Genomic DNA, 21,038 nt, shown 5'->3' on the forward strand with positions numbered 1-21,038 from the left:
TCACCAAGCAAGCGGTCTTTCGCTGCCCGCACTGCAAAAAGACGCTGGAAAAAATCAAGGAACGCAAAGAATACAACATCTATAAGTGCAAGAACAACGATTGCCCGTTTTACCGGGCCAACCTTCGACGGATGACGAAGAAGGAGCGCCAACGTTTCAAACAGGATCCTCAAGCCTTCAAGGTGCGGTATTGGTTTCGAGAGTTCTTGTTTGACTTTCTACCGTTGGCTTCCTCGTCACCCATCAAGCCGAAGGTCGATTTGTCCCGGCTGGCTGTGTCGCCGCACATTCTGGGGCTGGTGTTGACGTACCATGTCAACTTTGGAATGTCTTCCCGCATGACGGCAGCCGCCATGAAGGATATCCACGGCGTGTCGATCTCCCATCAGACGGTGCTCAACTACGCCAACAGCGCCGCGCTTTGGATCAAGCCCTTTGTCGACCGATTCCCGTACGAGCTGTCCGGATCGTTCTGCGGAGACGAGACGTATATTCGCGTCAAAGGGCGCTGGCATTACATGTTCTTTCTATTCGATGCCGTCAAAAAGATCGTGCTGTCGTATCGCGTCTCGCCCAATCGGGACACGCTCTCGGCCATCAAGGCCATCAATGATGTCTTGCGGAAGCGGCCATCCATCCCGGACGACTTGTCGTTCGTCGTCGACGGCAATCCCATTTACCTGCTGGCGCAGCACTTCTTCGCCCATCACGGGATTTCGTTTGACATCCGCCAGGTGATCGGGCTGGCCCATGAGGACCCGGTGTCCGAAGAGTTCCGTCCACTCAAGCCAATCATCGAGCGATTCAACCGGACCTTTAAAGGCAACTGCCGCCCGACCCATGGGTTCGGCGCGGAAGAGGGCTCGGTGTCCTTTGTGACGCTGTTTGTGGCGTATTTCAACTTTCTGCGCCCGCATAGCGCGCTCGAAGGCCGGGTCCCGGTCGTCATTCCGGAGCTCGCCGAGCTGCCGCATATGCCGGCCCGGTGGACGAAGTTCATCGCCATGGCACAAGCGTTTCTCCAACAAGAGGCGGCCTAACTTTTTTTGTCCCCGTCGCCCTTGACAACCCTTTCGCACCTTTGTGGCGGGTGTTGGCCAAGGACGAATCCGGCTCCCCACATGCCTCACGATGCTCGATGGGATGGTCTGTGTGGGTTTTTCATAGAACTTTTGACGCTACCTCAGTCCCTTACCAAGTACACGTTATGGTAAACAAACTATATATTTACAATTAAAATCTTACTGGAAATAAAAAAAAAAAAAGGAACTTTATTACCATATCAAAAATAGGTATTTATTCATAAAAATCAATAAATTCATTTTCTTCTATTCTTTTCATGCCGAAAAAACCATTGAAAAACGAGCACGGCATCCGAGCCGGCAGCATGTCATCGGCATGACAAGATCCCTCTAATGGCAAAGTAATTAAGGCCTGCGATCTGTTTCCATCCATCACCGGCCTTCTCGCGGCGCGAAGCTATCCAAGACTTTTTTCTTTCCCGTCCATCTGCGCCCAATCCTTCGCTGCCTTCACGAATTGCCGTTTTCATCCATCGGCTGCCGAGCCCCGATTTCCGCCGGGGTGCGCAAGTCATACCCTTCGTCGTTTTGGCTCGTGTGAATCAGATCCTCATGGGCTCCCATCTTGCTGGCCTGCTTTACTTCCTTTTCCGGCATGACATGTTCCATAGAGCAGCGATCCTCCTCGTCCATGCGGCCGCGATGACAGCCGCCGTTTTGTCTAGTTTGCTCCTCCATCCGTCAATTATATGATTTCCGTCCCCGCCTCCCGCCTTCTCATAAAAAAGTATTGACAGTCAAATGATCATTCAGTACGATTTTGTTAACAACAAGAGAAAAGGGGGTTTACATATGAATCGCCAACGTCCTGCTTTTCGGGCCCTCGACATCACCTTTGTCGCTATGTTTGTCGCCCTCATGGCCATCGGGGCGAACATTACGTCGTGGGCGCCGTTTTTGGTCGTCGGCGGTGTTCCCATTACACTGCAGACGTTTTTCTGCGTCTTGGCCGGAGCGGTGCTCGGGCGGCGGCTCGGTGCGGTGGCGATGATTGTGTACATGCTCGTCGGCCTCGCCGGCGTACCGGTGTTTGCCAAATTCAGCGGCGGACTATCGATGATTTTCCAACCGACATTTGGCTTCATTCTTTCGTTTATCGTTGCCGCTTATGCGACCGGATGGGTCATCAACCGCGGCCCGCAGCCGGCGTCAAAAGCTCGTTTCGTCACCGCCGCCTTGGTCGGCATGGTCGTCAACTATGTCATCGGCACGAACTGGATGTACATGGCGTACAAACTATGGGCGGAGGCGCCCGAAGGACTTTCGTACGGCATGGTGTGGGGCTGGATGCTGGTTCCGCTGCCAAAAGACATTTTGCTATCGATCGCAGCCGGCTTGATCGCCCCGAGGATTTGCCGGGCGATCGGACGCTCGTCGGCCGCGGACCGTTCGGCGGCCTAAACACGAAAAGAGTCTGACCCAAAAGGGAAATTTTCCTTAAACAAAACACAACATAGGAAAAACAATAAGAAAGGGTGTCCCGATCTGTTGGGACACCCTCTTTCATTTGTTAGAAAAATAAACGGAGAACCTGGTACACAAACCCCGCAATCAACGCTGACACCGGCAAGGTGATGATCCATGTCAGCACAATGCGGCGGGCGACGCCCCATTTGACGCCTTTCACCCGTTGGGCGGCGCCGACCCCCATGATGGCCGAGGAAATGACGTGCGTCGTACTGACTGGCAAATGCAACAACGTGGCGGAAAAAATGACGAGCGCCGAGGATAAGTCCGCTGCCGCCCCATTGACAGGGCGGATTTTCATAATTTTTCCACCGACCGTTTTGATGATCTTCCATCCGCCGACAGCCGTCCCCAAGCCCATGGCTAAGGCGGCAGAAATGCGCACCCATTCCGGCACGACATCTGAGTGGTGCATTTCGGCAGCGATCAGCGCCATCGTAATGATGCCCATCGTTTTTTGGGCGTCATTCGTTCCATGCGTATACGCCTGCAATGCAGCCGTTACAACTTGAAATAGACGAAACCCTTTGGTTGTTCTTGTTAAATTGGCGTCTTTAAATAAGAAACGAAACAAACTCATAATGACAAACCCAACACCCATCGCCAAAAATGGAGAAATAATCAATGATTCCAAAATTTTAAGAAAACCTTGGTAGTGGATTACATCCCAGCCAGCGGCGGAAATGGCTGCCCCAGCGACCGAACCGATGAGTGCATGCGACGAGCTGCTCGGAATGCCATAATACCACGTAATTAAGTTCCAGGCAATGGCAGCAACCAGCGCTGCCAAAATGACGAGAGAACCGTTCTCAAGGGTGAATGGATCGACAATGTCTTTCGTAATCGTTTTCGCGACACCGGTGAAGGTGAGCGCGCCGATAAAGTTCATCGTTGCAGCCAAAATAATGGCTTGGCGCGGCGTGAGCGCTCTCGTCGACACCGACGTCGCAATGGCGTTCGCGGTATCGTGGAACCCGTTAATAAAGTCAAACGCCAACGCGAAAACCACAATGAATATCGTCAAGACTAAAATCATATCCATAAAAACAACGTCCCCTTTTACGCGTTGCGCATAATGATCGTCTCGAGCGTATTCGCGACATCTTCACAGCTGTCAGCAATCTCTTCCAACATTTCGTAAAGCTCTTTGTATTGGATGAGCTTAATCGGGTCTTTTTGCGTCACAAACAAGTTTTTGATCGAAGCGCGCAAAATTTCGTCGCATTTCGTTTCGTAATCCTTGATTTTAATGGCGTGCTGGCGCATGTCAAGCAACTTTTTGTGCGACAGCAGTTCGAGCGCATGAACGATTTCGATCGTGCTTTGGTAAATATAGTCGAAGAACTTCACCATATGTTCGTCAATGTCCGTGAATGAGAACATTTCAAACCGGGCGGAGCATTGTTCAAGCCCGTCAAGCACATCATCCATTTTCATCGCCAGCTGATGGATGTCCTCCCGTTCAATCGGCGTAATGAACGTTTTGTTCAATTGGACGACAAGCTCATGGATGAACGAATCGCCTTTCCGTTCATACTCTTTCATGACGCGGGCGAATTCTTTCAAGTCGCTCACGCCTCGGATTTTATACTCAACAAAGTATTGGGCTGCTTCCTTGACATTTTCCGAAATCTTAAACAACATGTCGAAGAAAACGTCCTTTTTTGGGGAAAAGATCATTGAGGCCACCCTCCATCTCAGAAATCGAAAATCACCGATACTTATTGTAGTAATTTACACAGCATTTACAATAAGACAATCAAAAATTTTACACAAAATTTACATTACCTTTACATTTTGTTCGCTTTTCCTGCCCATGTATTATGTAGCGTGCCAAACAAAAGCCGAAGCTATGCACATTTGCTTCGGCTTTCCCATTCGACATCGCGCGGCCGCCGGCTCAGCCCGTCCTGCTTGAATTAGGCGATCGCAGCGCCGCTTGCGTCTTGCTTATTCAAACCGTTCAACAAACGCGGTGAGCGTCCGCACCATGACACCCGTCGCCCCAGCCGGGCCGAGGTCGCCATCTTTCTTTGCAGTCGCCGTGCCGGCAATGTCCAAATGCACCCACGGGGTGTCTTCGGCAAACTCGCCAATAAACGCCCCGCCCATAATGGCGTGCCCTTCGCGCCCCGGAGAGTTGTTCAAATCGGCGATTTTGCTGCTTCGCACCCGCTCGCGGTCGTGTTCGGTGATCGGCAGCCGCCAAATGAACTCCCCGGTTTCCATCGATGCTTCCAGCAGCTGCTCAAACAGCGCCTCGTTGTTCGTCATCGCCCCTGTTTTGTCCGTGCCAAGGGCGACGATCACTCCGCCTGTCAGCGTGGCGACATCGATGATATAGCTGGCGCCGTGCTGTTTCGCATAAGTCACCGCATCGGCCAAAATGAGCCGTCCTTCAGCGTCCGTGTTGCGGACTTCGATCGTTTTTCCGGACAGCGATGTGATGACATCATCCGGTTTGAACGCCTCGCCGCTGATCATATTGTCAGTCGCCGGGATGACGGCGAGCACGTTTTGTTCCGGCCGCAGTTCGCCGATCGCTTCCATCGCCCCGAGCACCGCCGCCGCGCCGGCCATATCCGTTTTCATATCAACCATGCTGTCGCGCGGCTTCAGGCAGTAGCCGCCTGTGTCGAACGTCACCCCTTTGCCGACGAGGGCGATCACGTCTTCCCATTTTTCTTTCCCTTGATATTTCAACACGATCAATTTCGGCGGCTGCTTCGACCCTTGGTTGACCGCGAGCAGCGCTCCCATGCCGAGCCGCTCCATGTCTTCTTTCTCCAAAATTTCATAGTCAAAATCGTATCGGTCAGCGAGCTTTACGGCATAATCCGCCAAATCGGACGCCGTCAGCAAATTCCCCGGCGTGTTGACGAGCGTGCGCGCCGAGTTCGTCGCCTTCCCGTACACCGAACCGACGAACAAGCTCGCCTCGATGTCCGCTGCGTCCGCCCCCGTATAAACGGTGAGCGATTTCATCTCATAGTCCCGCTCTCGCCTGTTTTGCTTGTATCCCGGGAACTCATACGTCGCCAAATAATACGCTTCGGCAAGCGCATGCGCGGCTTCGTTTTCGTCGACGTCCCCGGCCGTAAACGTGTCAAGCGCGACCGCCGCTTTCGTCCGCTTCGCCTGCTTCAACGCGCGAAACAGCTTGCCGAACACCTCGCGCAGCCGCGCAAACGTCAGCTCCTCTTTTTTGCCGAGCCCGACAAAATAGAGTCGTTTCGCCCCGGCCGGCAAAAGCGGGTGAATCACGGCGATGCTCCCCCGTTTCGCGGAAATGTCGCCTTCCTTCCACAGTCCGGACAGCTGTCCGCCAAGGCGGGCGTCATACTCGCCAGCAAGGCCGGCAAACGGCTGCCCCCCTTCAAACAAGCCGATGACCAACGCTTCCTCGTTCGTTTCGACAGACAGCAATGGCTTTACCGTAAACATCGTCTCATCCCTTTCCATGTTGATTCATTCCCACCTTCATTATAGCGAAGCAAAGCGATTCTTTCGACTATCTAACTTTTCTCTCCTTGCGTTCATGCAAAAAAATCAGCTGAAACGGACAGGAAATCACGCAGGGCAAGGCGAATCCGTAATCATCACGATGATTTAGAAAGGACCGACGCTGATGAGAATCGTTTCCCTTTGTCCAAGCAACACCGAACTGCTTGCCTATCTCGGCCGCCTTGGCGATGTCGCCGCCGTCGACGATTCGTCCGACTGGCCGCCCGAGGTGAAGCAGCTGCCAAACGTCGGGCCGGATTTGCACATTGATATGGACCGCGTCGAGGCGCTCAAGCCTGACCTGGTCGTCGCCTCTTTAAGCGTGCCCGGCATGGAGCGCAACGTCGAGGAACTCAAACGGCGCGGGCTCCCGCATCTCGTGCTGGCGCCGAATTCGCTTGAGGACATCGCCAACGATCTCCTTCAGCTCGGCGAGGCGCTTGGCGAAACGAAAAAAGCGGCCGACCTCGTCCGCCGCTACCGCGCATTTCTCAGCGAATACCGCGAGCGGGCCGCAACGGTGGCGGAGCCGGCTCGCCTCTATTGGGAATGGTGGCCGCGGCCGATTTTCACGCCGGGCGGGGCAAACTGGCTGAGCGAACTAAGCGAACTCGCCGGCGGGCGCAACGTGTTCGCCGACCTTCCAGAAGCGAGCGTCCAGACGGAATGGGAAGACGTCGTCGCCCGCAACCCGTCGCACGTGCTGCTCGTTTGGGTCGGCGTGCAGACGAAAAACATGAACGCCAACGCCGTTATCGCGCGCCCGCACGCCGACAAGACTGAGGCGGTCCGTGCCGGGCGCATCCACGTGTTGGAAGAAGCGCTCTATTGCCGGCCGTCGCCGCGCCTTTTAGTCGGATTAAAAAAATTGGCGCCGCTTTTGCATCCGGCGCTGTTTCCTCCCGCTGACGGCAGCGACCCGCTTCTTGGCGGCTGACGGGCGGGAGCCCTTTTTCAGCTTTTCGATTCCAAATATTGCTGCCGGAACACTTGCATCGTTTCATCCTCGTTCAACCGCGTCAATTCTTCCTCCGACAGCTTGCCATCCCCTTTTTGGATAACGTAAACTTGCACTTTCCTTTTTCCCCAATATTTATAGACATCTTCGACCGTTTCATAATATAAGTCAATGCGATGGCCTTTGATCGCCCCGCCTTTGTCGGCCACAACGCCGAACCCGTACCCGGGGATGAACAAAATCGTGCCGATCGGAAAGATGGACAAATCGGCGGCGATCGTCGAGTAAAGATCGCGCTTCACGCGCACGCCGGAGTACGTAATGCCATACTCCGGATGATCGGGCGTTTTCCCGGTTGATTCGACCCCAGCCGTATAGCCGGTCGCCACCACTTCGACAGACGGGTATTTCGACCAGTCAAACTGATCCTCAAGCCGCGGGGCGGAGCGACTGCCGCTTTTCGGGCGGCCGTTTGTCCCGCCACTCGGCTCATGCTCGACCAATAATGCGCTCGACAAGGAGCGGAGAACCGTTTCCGCCTCGACTCCGGAAACAGACTGGAACGTCGCGGTGAGCGCCAGGAAAAACAACACCGTCATCGCGGTCCGGCGTGCAAACTGCCTGAACCTATCCAATGATCTCAACTCCTCTCACACCTCTATTTATCTCCAACCAAAATCGAAATATTCATTGCAACGGCGGGCCAATCGAAAAAACGCATGACACCGGACTCCAAGCGCCTGTTCCGCGGCGCCCTCCGGCATCGCCGCAACATGAAAAAACGCCGCCGCAGACACGGTGGCGCGCAAAAATAAAAAACGCCCCCGCTTGCGCGGAGACGCCTGAACACCTTTGATACCCTTTCGCGAAAAATACAACCGATCGGGCAGCATGATCGATCCGAAATGTCTTAGAACATTTGATAGCCTTTCGCCCGCAGCGTGCGGATCGCCCAGCCGGCGCAAAGGGCGCCGGCAAAGCCGCTCGCCAAAATCAACAAATCAGCCGTTGCCAGCGAGGCGATTTTCTGGCCGAGCGCCGAAAACGAGGCGGCCGGATCGGTCAAATACTGCGTCCATGGCACGTCGTCAATAATGAACACCGCAATGACCGGAAAGCAAACAGCCATGATCCATGTCATGCGCAACAACATATTTAACAAAAATCCGATGCCGAAAAATAAGACGAAAAATAAAAGCATCGAAATGAGTACAACCGGCAAACTCATTTGCATCCGCCCTTCCCTCCCTTACACCCTTTTTCAGTGTACTGGATGGGCGGATGACAAGTCAATGCTCATCGTCGTCTTCCGTCTCGCTTCCCGTCCCTTGGCAGCCGTAGCACGTTTCCGATCCGCCGAGCAAAAGCTGGACGTATCCGTGGCCACCGCAGTACACGCAATCGGTGGTCGTCGCCGTTTGTGCCATTCTTCTTCCCCTCCACTTCTTTTTTGTTAATATATCGAAATTTTCTGTAAAAACAAACGGCGATTCTTCTCTGTTTTCGTTCATGTAAGCGAATACATCAGCGCCTCGCTTTCATTTTCTCCATTATTCTTATGATTTTGACGATTTTAAGTAAAGGCGGTACTTCGTGTACCCAAACGGATCACCCGGGTTCAGCCCGTTATGCGGGGGAAGGGAGACGAGCGGCTCAAGCGCCAATAAATAGCGAAGCAGCCCGGACGTGTCCGGGTCGTCGCGGAGCGCCGCCTTGCTTAAAAAAGCAGCGGCCGACAATTCGCCCGCCTGCACGGTAATGGCGTCCGACAATGGGCGGAGAAGAAACATCGCCAAATTGTCGCTGATCTCTCCGTCGATGACCCCGGTGCGCAAACCGAGAAACGCGACCGGCTCGGCGTCGATTCCCGTCTCCTCTTTCACTTCGCGGACGGCCGCCTCGTCAAGCATCTCCCCCGGCTTGACGAATCCAGCCGGCAGCGACCATTTGCCTTTCAGCCCGCTGTAGGCTTTCTTGACGACAAGCCATTCGCCCGCTTCGTTGATCACAAGCCCGGCCGAGGCAATCCATACGTTTCCGCGTTTGTGGTCCATCATCCTCATCCTTTTCCCATCGTTGTCCCTGTTTGTATTTCGACAAGAAAGCAGCCGTTCCCTGTCAGCCGCCATATAAAAAAGAGCCGGCCCGAACGGAAACATCCATGAGAAAAGGCGCCCCTGGCGATGGGAGCGCCCTCTTTTGGCCTTCATCAGAAAAACTTGAATTTCCCTTTTTTCATGACGAGCGATACGCCGCCGATCAAATACAAAGCGCGGTTGTCGACGACTTTTTTCATGAAGCTCGCTTTCGTTCCCCACAACTTTTTGCCGAACACAACGCCGATCGCATCGTCATGGCCGAGCGAGCAAACCGTCCCTTTAATATCCGGCTTAAACGGCTCCAGCTCCCCTTGTCCACGGATGAGCACCGCCAAGTTTTTCGCGCACAGCTGGCCTTCTTGCATGGCGATTTGCGCCGTCGGCGGATACGGGCGGTTCGTTTCTTCATCAATGACGAGCGAACAGTCGCCGACGACGAAAATGTCTTCATGCCCCGGGACACGCAAGTACGGGTCCACTTTAATGCGCGCCCGCGCCGCTTCAAACCCAGATTCCTCGATGACGCGGCTGCCGCGCACGCCGGCCGCCCACACGACCGTGCCGGCTTTAATTTCCTCGACATCATCACCTTTCGCGACAATGATGCCATCCGACGTGCACTCTTTAATGGCGGTGCCGATTTTAAACTCCACTCCTTTGCGCTCGAGCTGGCTCACCGCGTATTCGACAAGCTCCGGATCGAAGCCCGGCAGCGCGGTCGGCGCCGCTTCGACGCAAATGATGCGCACTTTGTGCGGATCGACGTCATATTCGCGGCACAGCTCCGGAATGCGGTTGACGAGCTCGCCCAAAAACTCGATGCCGGTGAACCCGGCCCCGCCGACCACGATCGTCAGCCGCTCGTCTTTCTTTTCCTCTTCCGTGTTGTACGTCGCAAACTGGTACTCGATATGCTCGCGGATTTGCCGCGCCGCGTTGATGTTGGCGATCGAGAACGCGTACTCTTTCAGCCCTTTGATGCCGAACGTCTCCGATTCGAATCCGAGGGCGATGACGAGATAATCGTACGTCAGCTCGCCATTTTCAAGCAGCACTTTCTTTTCGCCCGGCACGATTTTCGTCACCGTATCTTGGACGAATTTCACCTTGCTGCGATCAATGACGTCGCGGATCGGATAGCGGACGCGGTCATGGTGCAACGTGCCGGCCGACGCTTCATGGAGCCATGTCGTTTCATAATGGTAGTCGTGTTTGTTGACAAGCGTAATGTTCGCCTCGTTCACCCCGACAAGTTTTTGCAGGCGGACGGTCGTCATGAGCCCGCCATAGCCAGCCCCTAAAATGACAACGTTTGGTTTTCTCACTTGAATCACTTCCACCCTTTTTAATTTTTTCCCACACGTTTCTTATAGCTTTTGCTGCGGCCCCCATTTTTATTGAGCGAAGTTTGTGAAAGTATTCACGTTAACCTTCAAAAAAATGTTGACAGATTGTCACAAAAAATTAACAATCTATCCACAACCATATTAGTTCTTTTTTTGCCTCTTTTCAAGCCCTTTTTTTCCGCCGGCCCGGCAAAAATTCGCCGTTATAACGGCGCGCATTTATGGTAAGATAAACTTGTAATGCCATGACTTCGCGCAGGGAGGGATGTCGGTGAAAGAAGATCGCAACGTCTACGATGTCACCATTATCGGCGGCGGGCCGACCGGGATGTTTGCCGCGTTTTACGGCGGCTTGCGGCAAATGAAAGTCAAAATTATCGAAAGCCTTCCGCAGCTTGGAGGGCAGCTGGCCGCGTTATATCCGGAAAAATACATATATGATGTCGCCGGATTTCCGAAAGTGCGCGCCCAAGAGCTTGTCAACCAGCTGAAAGAGCAGATGGACCTATTTTCGCCGACCGTCTGCCTGAACGAGTCGGTCGACACGCTCGAAAAGCAGGAGGACGGAACGTTTAAACTCGTCACCAATCAACAAATCCATTATTCGAAAACGGTCATCATCACCGCCGGAAACGGCGCCTTTCAGCCGCGTCGGCTCGAAATCGAAAGCGCTTCCCGCTATGAAGGAAAAAACTTACATTACTTCATCAACGACTTGGGGCAGTTTTCCGGAAAGCGCGTGCTCGTCTGCGGCGGCGGCGACTCGGCTGTTGACTGGTCGCTCATGCTCGAACCGATCGCCCAAAGCGTCACGATTGTGCATCGCCGCGACAAATTCCGCGCCCATGAACATAGCGTCGAGCAGCTCAAGAAGTCCAGCGTGCAAGTGAAAACGCCGTTTGTGCCCGTTGAACTCGTCGGCGATGAACACGCCATCCGCCAAGTCATCCTCGAGCATGTGAAAGAAGGAACGAAAGAAACGATCGATGTCGACGCCGTCATTGTCAACTACGGCTTTATTTCTTCGCTTGGCCCCATCAAAAACTGGGGGCTTGACATCGAAAAGAATGCGATCAAAGTCAACTCGCGGATGGAAACGAACATCCCCGGCGTGTATGCGGCGGGCGACATTTGCACGTACGACGGGAAAATCAAGCTGATCGCCTGCGGCTTTGGCGAAGCGCCGATCGCCATCAGCAGCGCCAAAACGTACATCGATCCGACGGCGCGGATGCAGCCGGCGCACTCGACATCGCTGTTTTAATGGCGCTCCGTCGGGAAAACAAGCGGAAGCGAAGGGGCGCTCGGCATTTCGCCTTAACGCCGCATCCCGACTGATTGGAGCCATTCATATAGCCCGCCCCGTCCACACCCGTTTTTCAAGCAAAAGGCGCCCCTCTTTGTTGGGGGCGCCATACTCATGCCTCATCCCTCTCGCTCCAGCGAAACCGACTCGCCATCAGTATTCCCAGCCTTGTTTTTCGTCCATTCCTCCCGCTCTCTCTCGAGCAGCTTCACCTGCCGGCGCAGGCTGAACAAACGCACCCATCCGAGCATGCCGACGACAAGGCCGCCAAGGACGGCCGAACCTAAAATGACGATAATGAGCGGCAAGCGGGTTTCGCCGACTAAATAATGGATCGTCACCTGCTCGACATTCGCCACCGCCAGCAGCGCCACAATGAGCGCCAAGACAAGCGCCAAGATGACATTGATTTGTCCTTTCATCGTTTCTCCTCCTTTGGCGCTCCCGAAAAGGCCGATGTTGGAGCGCGGCCGTTTTCCCCAATTTCGTGAGGGAAAGACCACCCTTCCAACATTTCGCCAGTCGGTACACGCCCGCGTTTTCAACCGGCCGTGCGGCGAAAACCGGCCTTCTCAAGAGCCCGACGTCACGGCAAGGCAGGCCGTTTTCCTCTGCCAGGCAGATGGACGTCATCCCGCCTGCTTAGCATTGCTCCGGCGTGCCGGCATTGGTCGCTGTGCGGAACGAGGAGCCGCAGCCGCATGTCGCAATGGCGTTCGGATTGTTGATCGTAAACCCGCCGCCAAGCAGCGACTGTTTATAGTCGATGACCGTTCCGCGCAAAATCGGCGCGCTGTCGCGGTCCACCAAAATTTTGATGCCGTGCTGCTCAAATTCGATGTCATCCTCACGCCGCTCATGGTCAAAGCCCATGCCGTACGACAACCCGCTGCAGCCGCCGCCATGGACGCCGACGCGCAGGTAGGCGTGCTCTTCTTCCTGCTCCTTCATCATGTCCTTAATTTGAAACGCCGCCGCTTCGGTCAGCGTCACGATCGCTTCCGCCATTGGACTCTCTCCTTTCCATGTTCTCGTCTTTCCAACCGGTCTCGTTTTGCCTCTTTTTTCTCTTTGCTTATAGTATACCGCTTTCCCATCCGGGTGCTCAACCGTTCTGCCCGGTTTCGTAAAAATACACGCCAGTGCACACGGTCTCCGCCGGACCGGTCATGCGCACGCGCCCGTCGTGCCCCCATACGATCGTTAAATCGCCGCCGGCCAAATGGACGACCGTTTCCTCCCCGCGCGCCGTTTTGCTGTTTAACACGGAAGCGACGACCGCCGCGCACGCTCCGGTCCCGCACGCCTGCGTCACGCCGGAGCCGCGCTCCCAGACGCGGAAATGAAGCTCGCGTTCATTGACGACTTCGACAAACTCGACGTTCACCCCTTCCGGAAAGCGCGGATCTTTCTCGACAAGCGGGCCGAGCGTCGTCACCGGCGCTTCGTCAATGTCCTCGACATAAAAAATGACGTGCGGGTTGCCCATCGAAACGGCGGTAATCGTATATTCGCGCCCGTTTACCACAAACGGCTCGGCGACCACCTGCTCCGCTTCCGGCCCAGCCATCGGAATAGCGCTCCGCGCGAGGCGCGGTTCGCCCATATCGACGGTCACGCTCGCTACCTTGCCGTTTTGGACAGCGACTTCCGCCTCGACAAGCCCGGAGAGCGTTTCAATCAAAAACGAGCGGCCGCGGACGAGGCCGTGCTCATACGCATATTTTGCCACGCAGCGCAAGCCGTTCCCGCAGTTTTTCCCTTCCGAGCCGTCGCTGTTAAAGATGCGCATTTTCACCGGCGCCTCATCGGACGGGCAAATGAGGATCAAGCCATCCGAACCGATGCCGGTGTTGACATCCGACACGCGGCGGGCGATCGCCGGCAACTCGTCTTCCGGCAACGTTTCCCGAAACAAATCGACGTAAATATAACTATTTCCTAACCCATGCATTTTCGTAAACGAAAACGATCGCACGATATGCCCTCCCGAAAAATTTTTCACCTTTTGCGTATATTAAATCCTTTGTGTGGACAAAATGGGAATATCCCCCGTTTTTTCATATACATTGAAGAGGATGCCGCTTGCAGGCATCCTCCTTTTTTCAGTCAAAACATCGGATTTTCTTCCAAATGTTTATAAATATTTTCCACCAACTGCTCCGGCGTTTCGCCGCTGACAAACTCGCCGTTGACGAGCGCAAACAGCGTTTCCGCGCAGCGTGTGCAATAGCTTAAGCAACTGTATTCAATGATGTCCAAGTTCGGATCCTTTTCCAACATTTCCATTGCTTTGTACGACCCGCTAGCTAAGTTGCTGATGCAAAATTCGATGATTGGCAACATCATGCGCATGTTCACCTTCCTGCTTCCCATCGTAGCCGTTTTGCGGCGCGGCGTCAACGGACATGCTCACGAGAAGGGCGCGGAAAAAGAGCGTCCCTCCAGTTTGAGAAAATCAAAAGCGCTGGCGCAAGGTTTCTCAAGTTGAGAAAAGGGGCAAGCGACGGCATGACGCTGAACGCACGACGCCGACCGCCGACAGGGAAGCCGCCATGCCGCTTCGGTTGAGCGCTCTCAGCGCCAAACGATGCGGTTTGTCAGCTTATGCGCCTCCGAGGCGGCGTCCAGAAAAATTGTTGTTCTTTTGTCACAATTTCGCTATACTTTTTTATGGCATTGGCGGCTTACGAAACTGGACAAAAGGGGATTTTTTGACATGAGACAACTTGTACTGCTTGGTGGAGGATACGGCAATATGCGCATTTTGCAGCGCCTCCTCCCGGATGCATTGCCGAACGACATTCATATTATCCTCATTGACCGCGTTCCGTACCATTGTTTAAAAACGGAATATTACGCCTTGGCCGCGGGAACGGTCAGCGACCATCACATCCGCGTCCCGTTTCCGGAACATCCGCAGCTTGTATACCAATTCGGCGAAGTCGTCTCGATTGATCTCGACCAGCAGCTCGTCCATTTAAAGGATGGGAGCAGCGTCCGCTACGATGATGTCGTGATCGGATTGGGCTGCGAAGACAAATACCACGGGGTGCCGGGCGCTGACGTCTACACGTACAGCATTCAGTCGATCGACAAAGCGCGCGCCGCGTATGAGGCGCTGAACAACTTGCCGCCAAAAGCGACGGTCGGCGTCGTCGGTGCGGGGTTGAGCGGCGTCGAGCTGGCGAGCGAACTGGCGGAAAGCCGCCCCGACTTGCACATTAAGCTGTTTGACCGCGGCGAACGCATTTTGCCGATGTTCCCAAAGCGGCTAAGCGATTATGTGGAAGGCTGGTTCATCGATCATCAAGTGGAAATCGTCCGCCATTCGAACGTCACAAAAGTCGAGCCGGGCGTCCTGTACAATCATGACGAGCCGGTCGCGTGCGATGTCATCGTCTGGACGGCCGGCATTCAGCCGAACCGCGTCGTCCGCGCACTGAACGTTGAAAAAGATAAACAAGGCCGCGTCGTCTTGACGAAGCAGCATCACATCCCCGGCTATGAAAACGCCTACGTCGTCGGCGACTGTGCAAGCCTGCCGCATTCCCCGAGCGCCCAGCTCGCTGAAGCGCAAGCCGAGCAAATCGTCCAAGTGCTGCAAAAACGGTGGAACGGCGAAGAGCCGCCGAGCGAATTCCCGCCGATCAAGCTGAAAGGCATTCTCGGCTCACTCGGCAAAAAACACGGCTTCGGCCTCGTCGCGGACCGCCCGCTCACCGGACGCGTGCCGCGCCTGTTAAAGTCGGGCATTTTGTGGATGTACAAGTACCATCATGGGTATTAACCTGCTGCGCAGGCGGCCGCTTTGGCTTCCTGTTCATTCACGCCAACAAAAGCGGCGGGGGACTCCCCGCCTCCTCTTTAGATGGCGTTCACCTGCCGCTTACGATGAGCGGTAGCCGTATTTCTCCATTTCCGCATAAATCGACTTCAGCCGCGGATTGCCTTCGGCCACGACTTCCCCTTCCACGACCACGACCGGGTACACCCAATCTTCCTCAACGATCGTCTGCGCCAGTTTCCGCTTTGCCTCATCGTCAGCGGGCGGCGCGAAAATGTCGACGTACGTCATCACAAACGGCTGGTCGGGATATTTGCGGCGCAGCGCGGCCTCGAGCCACTCATACGTTTCCTTCGACGACGGCAGCTGCACGCACGACGGACAAATGATGTCGGCCCCGTACACACAAATTTCAACCGGCTTGAATGTCATCGTTGTCACCCTTTGCGAAAACAAAATTTATCATTAGATTTTTTCCGCTACCATGATTATAATAAAAAATAGGGAAAGGAGTCGATGAAAATGACGGATCAAGAAATCAAAGAACAAGTACAAGAAGTTTTAGATAAACTCCGTCCGTTCCTGCTTCGCGACGGCGGCGACTGCGAACTTGTCGATGTCGAAGACGGCGTTGTCAAACTCCGTCTCCTTGGCGCATGCGGCAGCTGCCCGAGCTCGACGATCACGCTGAAAGCGGGGATCGAACGCGCCTTGTTTGAAGAAGTGCCGGGCGTCGTTGAAGTGGAACAAGTGTTTTAATGAAAAATCCGAACAGCGGTCGCTGTTCGGATTTTTTTGTCGCCGGCGGGCGGACACCGTCCGCTTCCGGACGACCCCGAAAACCGGACTGCCGCTGGCGGTCAAGCTTCAAGCGCCAGCTTGTAGACGCGGCTGCCGCGCGGCTCGACGGAAAGACGCGCGATGTCGCACGTCGGAAAATGCGGGCGCAGCTGGTGCGCCAGCCGCTCTCCTTGACCCGGTTCGGCAAAGACGAGCACTGTCGGCCCCGCCCCGCTCAGCGCCGCGCCGATCGCTCCGTATTCCTCGGCAAGCGCCTCGGCCCGCGCCAGCTCCGGAACGAGCGGTTTCCGGTACGGCTGGTGGAACAAATCGGCCGCCATCATCCGGCCGGCGAGCTTCCAGTTTTTCGTGAGCAAGGCGGCGACAAGGACGTTGCTGACGGCGCTTGCCTCGACGGCGCGCGCCCGCGGCCATTGGGCCGGCAGCTGTCCGCGCGCTTTTTTCGTTTCCAGTTCATAACCGGGGATAATGGCGACGATCTCCACATCAAATTCCGGCACACGGACGACATCCACCCCCGCTTCGCGGCAGCAGCCGATGACCAGCCCCCCGTACAGCGAGGCGCCGACATTGTCGGGATGGCCTTCATAGCGGGCCGCCCATTCCATCTTTTGTTCGCGCGACAGGCCTAGCCCAAGCAGCGCATCGGCGAGCTCCACGCCGGCGACGACCGCCGCTGCGCTGCTGCCTAGCCCGCGCGTAAACGGAATGTCGCTGTACACATCGACCGCGCAGCTCGGCAGCCGCCGGCCGTGCGCGTCCGCCACCTTGTCCGCCACCTCGTACACCAAATTGTCCGTCCCGCGCGGAATGCCGCTGACTTCCGGTGTTTTGGGCGCAAACGACCACGCTTCCGCCAAGCGAACATCAAGCGTCAAGTAACGGTTGACGGCGAGCCCGACCGAGTCAAAGCCGGGCCCTAAGTTCGCCGTGCTGCCCGGCACGATGATTTTCAACATCTCGTCTTCTTTCATGTGCGGACAACCCCTTGCAAACGCTCCAAGACAGCTCGTTCATCATTCGGCAGCACGACCGGCTCAATCGCCGCCGTCTCCAAGGCGATGGCCGGGTCTTTCAAGCCGTTGCCGGTCAAAACCGCCACGACGAGGCTGCCGCGTTCGATTTCGTTCCGTTCGCGCTGTTTGATGACCCCGGCGATGGCCGCGCATGATGCCGGCTCGGCAAAAATGCCTTCCGTCCGGGCGAGCCGCTTGTAGGCGGCCAAAATTTCGGCATCGCTCACCTCATCGATTTTTCCGCGCGATTCGTTGGCGGCCTCGACCGCTTTTTCCCAGCTCGCCGGATTGCCGATGCGGATCGCCGTCGCCACCGTTTCCGGCTGTTCAATCACCCGGTTGCGGACGATCGCTGCCGCTCCTTCCGCTTCAAAGCCGCGCATTTGCGGCAGCCCGGTCCCTTTGGCCGCATGGTACTCCTTAAACCCTTTCCAATAGGCGGTGATGTTGCCGGCGTTGCCGACCGGAATGGCGAGCACGTCCGGGGCGCGGCCAAGCTGGTCGCACACTTCGAACGCCGCCGTTTTCTGCCCTTCGATCCGGTGCGGATTGACCGAGTTGACAAGCGTAATCGGCGCCGTTTCGCTCAGGCGGCGCACCATTTTCAGCGCCTCGTCAAAGTTGCCGTCAATCGCGAAAATCTCCGCGCCGTACATCGCCGCTTGCGCCAGTTTGCCAAGCGCGATTTTCCCGTTCGGCACAACGACGAGGCAACGCATGCCGGCGCGCGCCGCATAGGCGGCCGCCGACGCCGACGTGTTGCCGGTTGACGCGCAAATGATCGTATGGCTTCCTTCCTCTTTCGCTTTCGCCACCGCCATCACCATGCCGCGGTCTTTAAACGAACCGGTCGGGTTCGCCCCTTCGACCTTGACATACAAGGTGATCCCAAGCTCTTCCGACAGACGCGGCAGCGGAATGAGCGGCGTGTTCCCTTCGCAAAGTGACAGCCTCGGCGTCGCCGCCGTAAGCGGCAAAAACTCGCCATAGGCGTCAAGCAGGCCGTTCCATGCCATTACCGTTTCTCCCCTTCCACCCGATACGAACTTTGGACGCGCTCGACGATTTCCAAATCGCCCAGCTGCTGCAAAATGTCTTCGTAGTCTTGCTGCGAGGCGTCATGCGTCACGATCACGATTTCCGCCAGACCGTTTTCTTTCAGCGGCAGCTGCAAAATTTTCTCAAAGCTCACCCCGCGCTGCGAAAACAGCGTCGTAATTTTCGCAAATGCACCGACTTGGTCTTTCACATGAATGCGCAAAAAGTATTTTGAGAAAATTTCCGCCGGCGCTTTCAATTGCTTTTCATATTGCGGAGCGACCGCGGAATGGCCGTTGACGCCAAGGCGCATGTTTTTCATCACCGCGACCAGATCGGAGACAACGGCTGTCGCCGTCGGCAGGCTGCCCGCCCCCGGCCCGTAAAACATCGTCTCCCCGACCGCTTCGCCATACACATAGACGGCGTTGTATTCGTTATGCACCGACGCAAGCGGGTGCGAATCCGGCAAAAACGTCGGCTGGACGCTCACTTCGACCTTCTGCCCGTCGCGCTGGGCGATGCCGATCAATTTCATCGTGTAGCCAAGCCGCTTCCCGTAGTTCAAGTCTTCCTCGGTCACTTCGGTGATTCCTTTCACTTGCACATCGTCCAAGTCGATGTCCATCGAAAAGCCAAGGCGGGCCAAAATCGCCATTTTCCGCGCCGCATCGAGCCCTTCCACGTCTGACGTCGGATCGGCCTCGGCGAACCCGAGCGCCTGCGCTTCCGCCAACACGGCTTCATACGAAGCGCCGTTTTGCGACATTTTCGTCAAAATGTAGTTCGTCGTTCCGTTCACGATGCCCATGAGCTTGGTGATCCGGTCGGACGCCAAGCCGTCGACCAGGCTGCGCAAAATCGGAATGCCGCCGGCGACGCTCGCTTCATAAAACAAATCGCAACGGTGCTCCGCCGCCACCCGAAGCAGCTCTGAACCGTAGACAGCCATTAAATCTTTGTTCGCGGTCACCACGTGCTTCCCTTGGCGGAGCGCCCGCAACAGCCACTCTTTCGTCTCCTCGATGCCGCCCATCACCTCGATGATGACATTGATGTCCGGATCGTCGATCACGTCTACGGCGCTTGTCGTCAACAATGCGGGGTCGACGGCGACATCGCGCGGCTTATGTACGTCACGGACGAGGATTTTTTTCACCTTCACCGGACAGCCGACTTGGTGCATCAATTTTTCCTGGTGGTTCTCGATAATTTTCACCACGCCGCTCCCGACCGTTCCTAGTCCTAACAATCCGACCAAAATTGGTTTTTCCATGATTCCCGCCCCTTCTGTTTACGTACAGTAGACATTTGTATTTTTATAGTAGACATTATAAAAGACGATCAGCCATTTGGCAATGAAAAGTTTTACGACAGCTCGTTCACCGGGGTCAACGGCGACCGGCCTTCCAAGACAGCGATGATGTTGTCGCGCGCCAACGTCATCATCGCTCGCCGCGTTTCGTATGTGGCGCTGCCGATATGCGGCAACGCCACAACGTTCGGAAGCGACAGAAGCGGATGATCGGCGGCGACCGGCTCTTTCTCAAACACATCGAGCCCGGCAGCGGCGATCTCCCCTGCGACAAGCGCCTCATAAAGCGCCTGTTCATCAACGACCGCGCCGCGCGCCGCATTAATGAAAATCGCCGATGTTTTCATTTGCCGAAACGCCTCGCGGTTGAACAAATGGCGCGTCTCGCGGGTCAGCGGCGTCAAGCAGACGACAAAATCGCTCTCAGCAAGCAAATCGGCGAACGGGCGGTAGACGGCGCCCAGCTTCTCTTCCGCCTCCGGACGGCGCGAGCGGTTGTAATACAACACATCCATGTCAAACCCTTTCGCCCGCTTCGCCACCGCCTGCCCGATGTTGCCCATGCCGACGATGCCGATCGTTTTATGATGGACATCGGCGCCCGCCAGCAAAAACGGGCTCCAGCTTTTCCATTTTCCTTCTTTCAAAAATTCGGCTGCTTCGACAAGGCGGCGGGCAGTGGCGAGCAGCAAAGCAAACGTCAAATCAGCCGTCGTATCGGTCAGCACATCCGGCGTGTTGCACACAAGAACGCCGCGCTTCGTTGCCGCCGGCACGTCAATGTTGTCATAGCCGACGCCCATGTTGGCGACGACTTTAAGCCCTGAACCGGCCGCCAGCACGTCCTCGTCGATCGGGTCGGACACCATCGGCAAAAGGGCCGCCGCCTTTTTCGCCTCTTCCACCAACACCTCGTGCGGCACAGCCACGTCCTCATGCGGCCACATGCCGACCTCGGCGACGGCGGCGAGCGGGGCGATCACCTCCTCCGGCAGCTTTCGCGTCACAAAGACGTACGGTTTCGTCATGAAACAGCCCTCCATCTCATTTTTTCTAAATCTTATCACAACTCCAGCTAAAAAAAAAACGGGAAGTTGTCCGTGCCGGTGGTTCGGAAAAGTCGGCACTCGTCCGTTGCGGACAAAAACGAAGACCCCCTGTCACGGAAAGAAAACAGGCCCCCATTCGCTTTGGCTGAACACCCGAACCCGTTCCCCTTCCCCCTCGAATGGAAACGAGCGTACACCCGCTTCGGCTGAAAAAAACAGGGTGTTTCCTTTCTATAAAAAGGAAAATCACCCAGGCCTGCTTCAGCTGAA

25 protein-coding genes are annotated in these 21,038 nt (G+C 55.7%); 6 read left to right on the forward strand and 19 right to left on the reverse strand.

Features of this window, described 5'->3' with window-relative positions:
- A partial coding sequence (locus CV944_RS10140) for a DDE-type integrase/transposase/recombinase (RefSeq protein WP_100659626.1) occupies nucleotides 1-1,040 on the forward strand: 1,040 nt, incomplete at its 5' end.
- Nucleotides 1,041-1,296: 256 nt separating this feature from the next.
- On the opposite strand, the gene CV944_RS17615 is transcribed toward CV944_RS10140, so the two are convergent.
- Both CV944_RS17615 and CV944_RS17460 read right to left on the reverse strand, forming a co-directional pair.
- Complete coding sequence (locus tag CV944_RS17615; protein WP_227412624.1) at nucleotides 1,297-1,455, reverse strand: hypothetical protein; 159 nt, start codon at nucleotides 1,453-1,455, stop codon at nucleotides 1,297-1,299.
- A 77-nt stretch (nucleotides 1,456-1,532) separates the two neighbouring features.
- Nucleotides 1,533-1,691, reverse strand: a complete 159-nt coding sequence (locus CV944_RS17460) for a hypothetical protein (protein ID WP_021321792.1) — start codon at nucleotides 1,689-1,691, stop codon at nucleotides 1,533-1,535.
- 183 nt (nucleotides 1,692-1,874) lie between these two features.
- On the opposite strand from CV944_RS17460, the gene CV944_RS10150 reads away from it, so the two are divergent.
- A complete protein-coding gene (locus CV944_RS10150) occupies nucleotides 1,875-2,483 on the forward strand; it encodes a biotin transporter BioY (protein ID WP_100659627.1) in 609 nt (202 codons plus the stop codon).
- Between the two features lie 109 nt (nucleotides 2,484-2,592).
- Here the strand turns inward: CV944_RS10150 and CV944_RS10155 are convergent, their stop codons facing one another.
- The 3 genes from CV944_RS10155 to CV944_RS10165 form a co-directional block, all read right to left on the reverse strand.
- A complete protein-coding gene (locus tag CV944_RS10155; RefSeq protein WP_015375716.1) occupies nucleotides 2,593-3,591 on the reverse strand; it encodes an inorganic phosphate transporter in 999 nt (332 codons plus the stop codon).
- 17 nt (nucleotides 3,592-3,608) lie between these two features.
- Nucleotides 3,609-4,229, reverse strand: coding sequence for a DUF47 domain-containing protein (locus CV944_RS10160; protein WP_033016305.1), 621 nt, complete (start codon nucleotides 4,227-4,229; stop codon nucleotides 3,609-3,611).
- Between the two features lie 270 nt (nucleotides 4,230-4,499).
- Nucleotides 4,500-5,993: a leucyl aminopeptidase gene (locus CV944_RS10165; RefSeq protein ID WP_100659646.1), complete on the reverse strand. Its 1,494-nt coding sequence runs from the start codon at nucleotides 5,991-5,993 to the stop codon at nucleotides 4,500-4,502.
- Nucleotides 5,994-6,177: 184 nt separating this feature from the next.
- Here CV944_RS10165 and CV944_RS10170 point away from each other — a divergent pair, with 184 nt between their 5' ends.
- A complete protein-coding gene (locus tag CV944_RS10170) occupies nucleotides 6,178-6,990 on the forward strand; it encodes a cobalamin-binding protein (RefSeq protein ID WP_100664130.1) in 813 nt (270 codons plus the stop codon).
- A gap of 17 nt (nucleotides 6,991-7,007) precedes the next feature.
- On the opposite strand, the gene CV944_RS10175 is transcribed toward CV944_RS10170, so the two are convergent.
- The 5 genes from CV944_RS10175 to CV944_RS10195 all read right to left on the reverse strand — a co-directional run bounded on the left by CV944_RS10175 (nucleotide 7,008) and on the right by CV944_RS10195 (nucleotide 10,444).
- Nucleotides 7,008-7,646 (reverse strand): 3D domain-containing protein, encoded by a 639-nt coding sequence (locus CV944_RS10175; protein WP_289643211.1) that lies wholly within the window; start codon nucleotides 7,644-7,646, stop codon nucleotides 7,008-7,010.
- A gap of 275 nt (nucleotides 7,647-7,921) precedes the next feature.
- Nucleotides 7,922-8,245 carry a YuiB family protein gene (locus CV944_RS10185; RefSeq protein WP_100659629.1) on the reverse strand — a complete coding sequence of 108 codons (324 nt, stop codon included), beginning with the start codon at nucleotides 8,243-8,245 and terminating at the stop codon, nucleotides 7,922-7,924.
- A gap of 55 nt (nucleotides 8,246-8,300) precedes the next feature.
- Nucleotides 8,301-8,438: a YuiA family protein gene (locus CV944_RS17295; protein WP_158236219.1), complete on the reverse strand. Its 138-nt coding sequence runs from the start codon at nucleotides 8,436-8,438 to the stop codon at nucleotides 8,301-8,303.
- A gap of 129 nt (nucleotides 8,439-8,567) precedes the next feature.
- Nucleotides 8,568-9,065, reverse strand: a complete 498-nt coding sequence (locus CV944_RS10190) for an NUDIX domain-containing protein (protein ID WP_050368721.1) — start codon at nucleotides 9,063-9,065, stop codon at nucleotides 8,568-8,570.
- Between the two features lie 155 nt (nucleotides 9,066-9,220).
- Entirely contained in the window at nucleotides 9,221-10,444 is a 1,224-nt protein-coding gene (locus CV944_RS10195; protein WP_100659630.1) for an NAD(P)/FAD-dependent oxidoreductase, read from the reverse strand.
- A 277-nt stretch (nucleotides 10,445-10,721) separates the two neighbouring features.
- Here CV944_RS10195 and CV944_RS10200 point away from each other — a divergent pair, with 277 nt between their 5' ends.
- Complete coding sequence (locus CV944_RS10200) at nucleotides 10,722-11,720, forward strand: NAD(P)/FAD-dependent oxidoreductase (protein WP_011232424.1); 999 nt, start codon at nucleotides 10,722-10,724, stop codon at nucleotides 11,718-11,720.
- Nucleotides 11,721-11,881: 161 nt separating this feature from the next.
- On the opposite strand, the gene CV944_RS10205 is transcribed toward CV944_RS10200, so the two are convergent.
- The 4 genes from CV944_RS10205 to CV944_RS10220 all read right to left on the reverse strand — a co-directional run bounded on the left by CV944_RS10205 (nucleotide 11,882) and on the right by CV944_RS10220 (nucleotide 14,111).
- On the reverse strand, nucleotides 11,882-12,184 hold the full coding sequence (locus CV944_RS10205; RefSeq protein ID WP_011232425.1) for a LapA family protein: 303 nt from the start codon (nucleotides 12,182-12,184) through the stop codon (nucleotides 11,882-11,884).
- Nucleotides 12,185-12,404: 220 nt separating this feature from the next.
- Entirely contained in the window at nucleotides 12,405-12,770 is a 366-nt protein-coding gene (gene erpA / locus CV944_RS10210) for an iron-sulfur cluster insertion protein ErpA (protein ID WP_100659632.1), read from the reverse strand.
- A gap of 97 nt (nucleotides 12,771-12,867) precedes the next feature.
- Nucleotides 12,868-13,740: a diaminopimelate epimerase gene (gene dapF, locus CV944_RS10215; protein WP_100659647.1), complete on the reverse strand. Its 873-nt coding sequence runs from the start codon at nucleotides 13,738-13,740 to the stop codon at nucleotides 12,868-12,870.
- A 131-nt stretch (nucleotides 13,741-13,871) separates the two neighbouring features.
- Nucleotides 13,872-14,111: a YuzB family protein gene (locus CV944_RS10220; protein ID WP_033010405.1), complete on the reverse strand. Its 240-nt coding sequence runs from the start codon at nucleotides 14,109-14,111 to the stop codon at nucleotides 13,872-13,874.
- A 370-nt stretch (nucleotides 14,112-14,481) separates the two neighbouring features.
- Between CV944_RS10220 and CV944_RS10225 the strand changes: the two genes are divergently transcribed.
- The gene (locus CV944_RS10225; RefSeq protein ID WP_033010403.1) at nucleotides 14,482-15,552 is read left to right on the forward strand and encodes an NAD(P)/FAD-dependent oxidoreductase; all 1,071 of its coding nucleotides are present in this window, start codon (nucleotides 14,482-14,484) and stop codon (nucleotides 15,550-15,552) included.
- Between the two features lie 99 nt (nucleotides 15,553-15,651).
- Here CV944_RS10225 and CV944_RS10230 read toward each other — a convergent pair whose 3' ends face one another.
- Entirely contained in the window at nucleotides 15,652-15,981 is a 330-nt protein-coding gene (locus CV944_RS10230) for a DUF1462 family protein (RefSeq protein ID WP_033010402.1), read from the reverse strand.
- An 84-nt stretch (nucleotides 15,982-16,065) separates the two neighbouring features.
- Between CV944_RS10230 and CV944_RS10235 the strand changes: the two genes are divergently transcribed.
- Nucleotides 16,066-16,308 (forward strand): NifU family protein, encoded by a 243-nt coding sequence (locus CV944_RS10235; protein ID WP_225995604.1) that lies wholly within the window; start codon nucleotides 16,066-16,068, stop codon nucleotides 16,306-16,308.
- A 101-nt stretch (nucleotides 16,309-16,409) separates the two neighbouring features.
- Here the strand turns inward: CV944_RS10235 and thrB are convergent, their stop codons facing one another.
- From thrB to CV944_RS10255, 4 genes are all read right to left on the reverse strand, one after another.
- A complete protein-coding gene (gene thrB / locus CV944_RS10240; protein WP_100664131.1) occupies nucleotides 16,410-17,324 on the reverse strand; it encodes a homoserine kinase in 915 nt (304 codons plus the stop codon).
- Nucleotides 17,321-18,382, reverse strand: coding sequence for a threonine synthase (gene thrC / locus CV944_RS10245; RefSeq protein WP_033010398.1), 1,062 nt, complete (start codon nucleotides 18,380-18,382; stop codon nucleotides 17,321-17,323). The genes thrB and thrC overlap by 4 nt, the downstream gene beginning before the upstream one ends.
- Entirely contained in the window at nucleotides 18,382-19,680 is a 1,299-nt protein-coding gene (locus CV944_RS10250) for a homoserine dehydrogenase (RefSeq protein ID WP_100664132.1), read from the reverse strand. Before CV944_RS10250 ends, thrC begins: the two co-directional genes overlap by 1 nt.
- Before the next feature lie 92 nt (nucleotides 19,681-19,772).
- Nucleotides 19,773-20,747, reverse strand: a complete 975-nt coding sequence (locus tag CV944_RS10255) for a 2-hydroxyacid dehydrogenase (RefSeq protein WP_033010396.1) — start codon at nucleotides 20,745-20,747, stop codon at nucleotides 19,773-19,775.
- Nucleotides 20,748-21,038 lie beyond the last annotated feature (291 nt).

It is taken from the genome of Geobacillus sp. WSUCF-018B, assembly GCF_002809985.1.
In the GTDB taxonomy this organism is placed as follows: Bacteria; Bacillota; Bacilli; order Bacillales; family Anoxybacillaceae; genus Geobacillus; species Geobacillus thermophilus.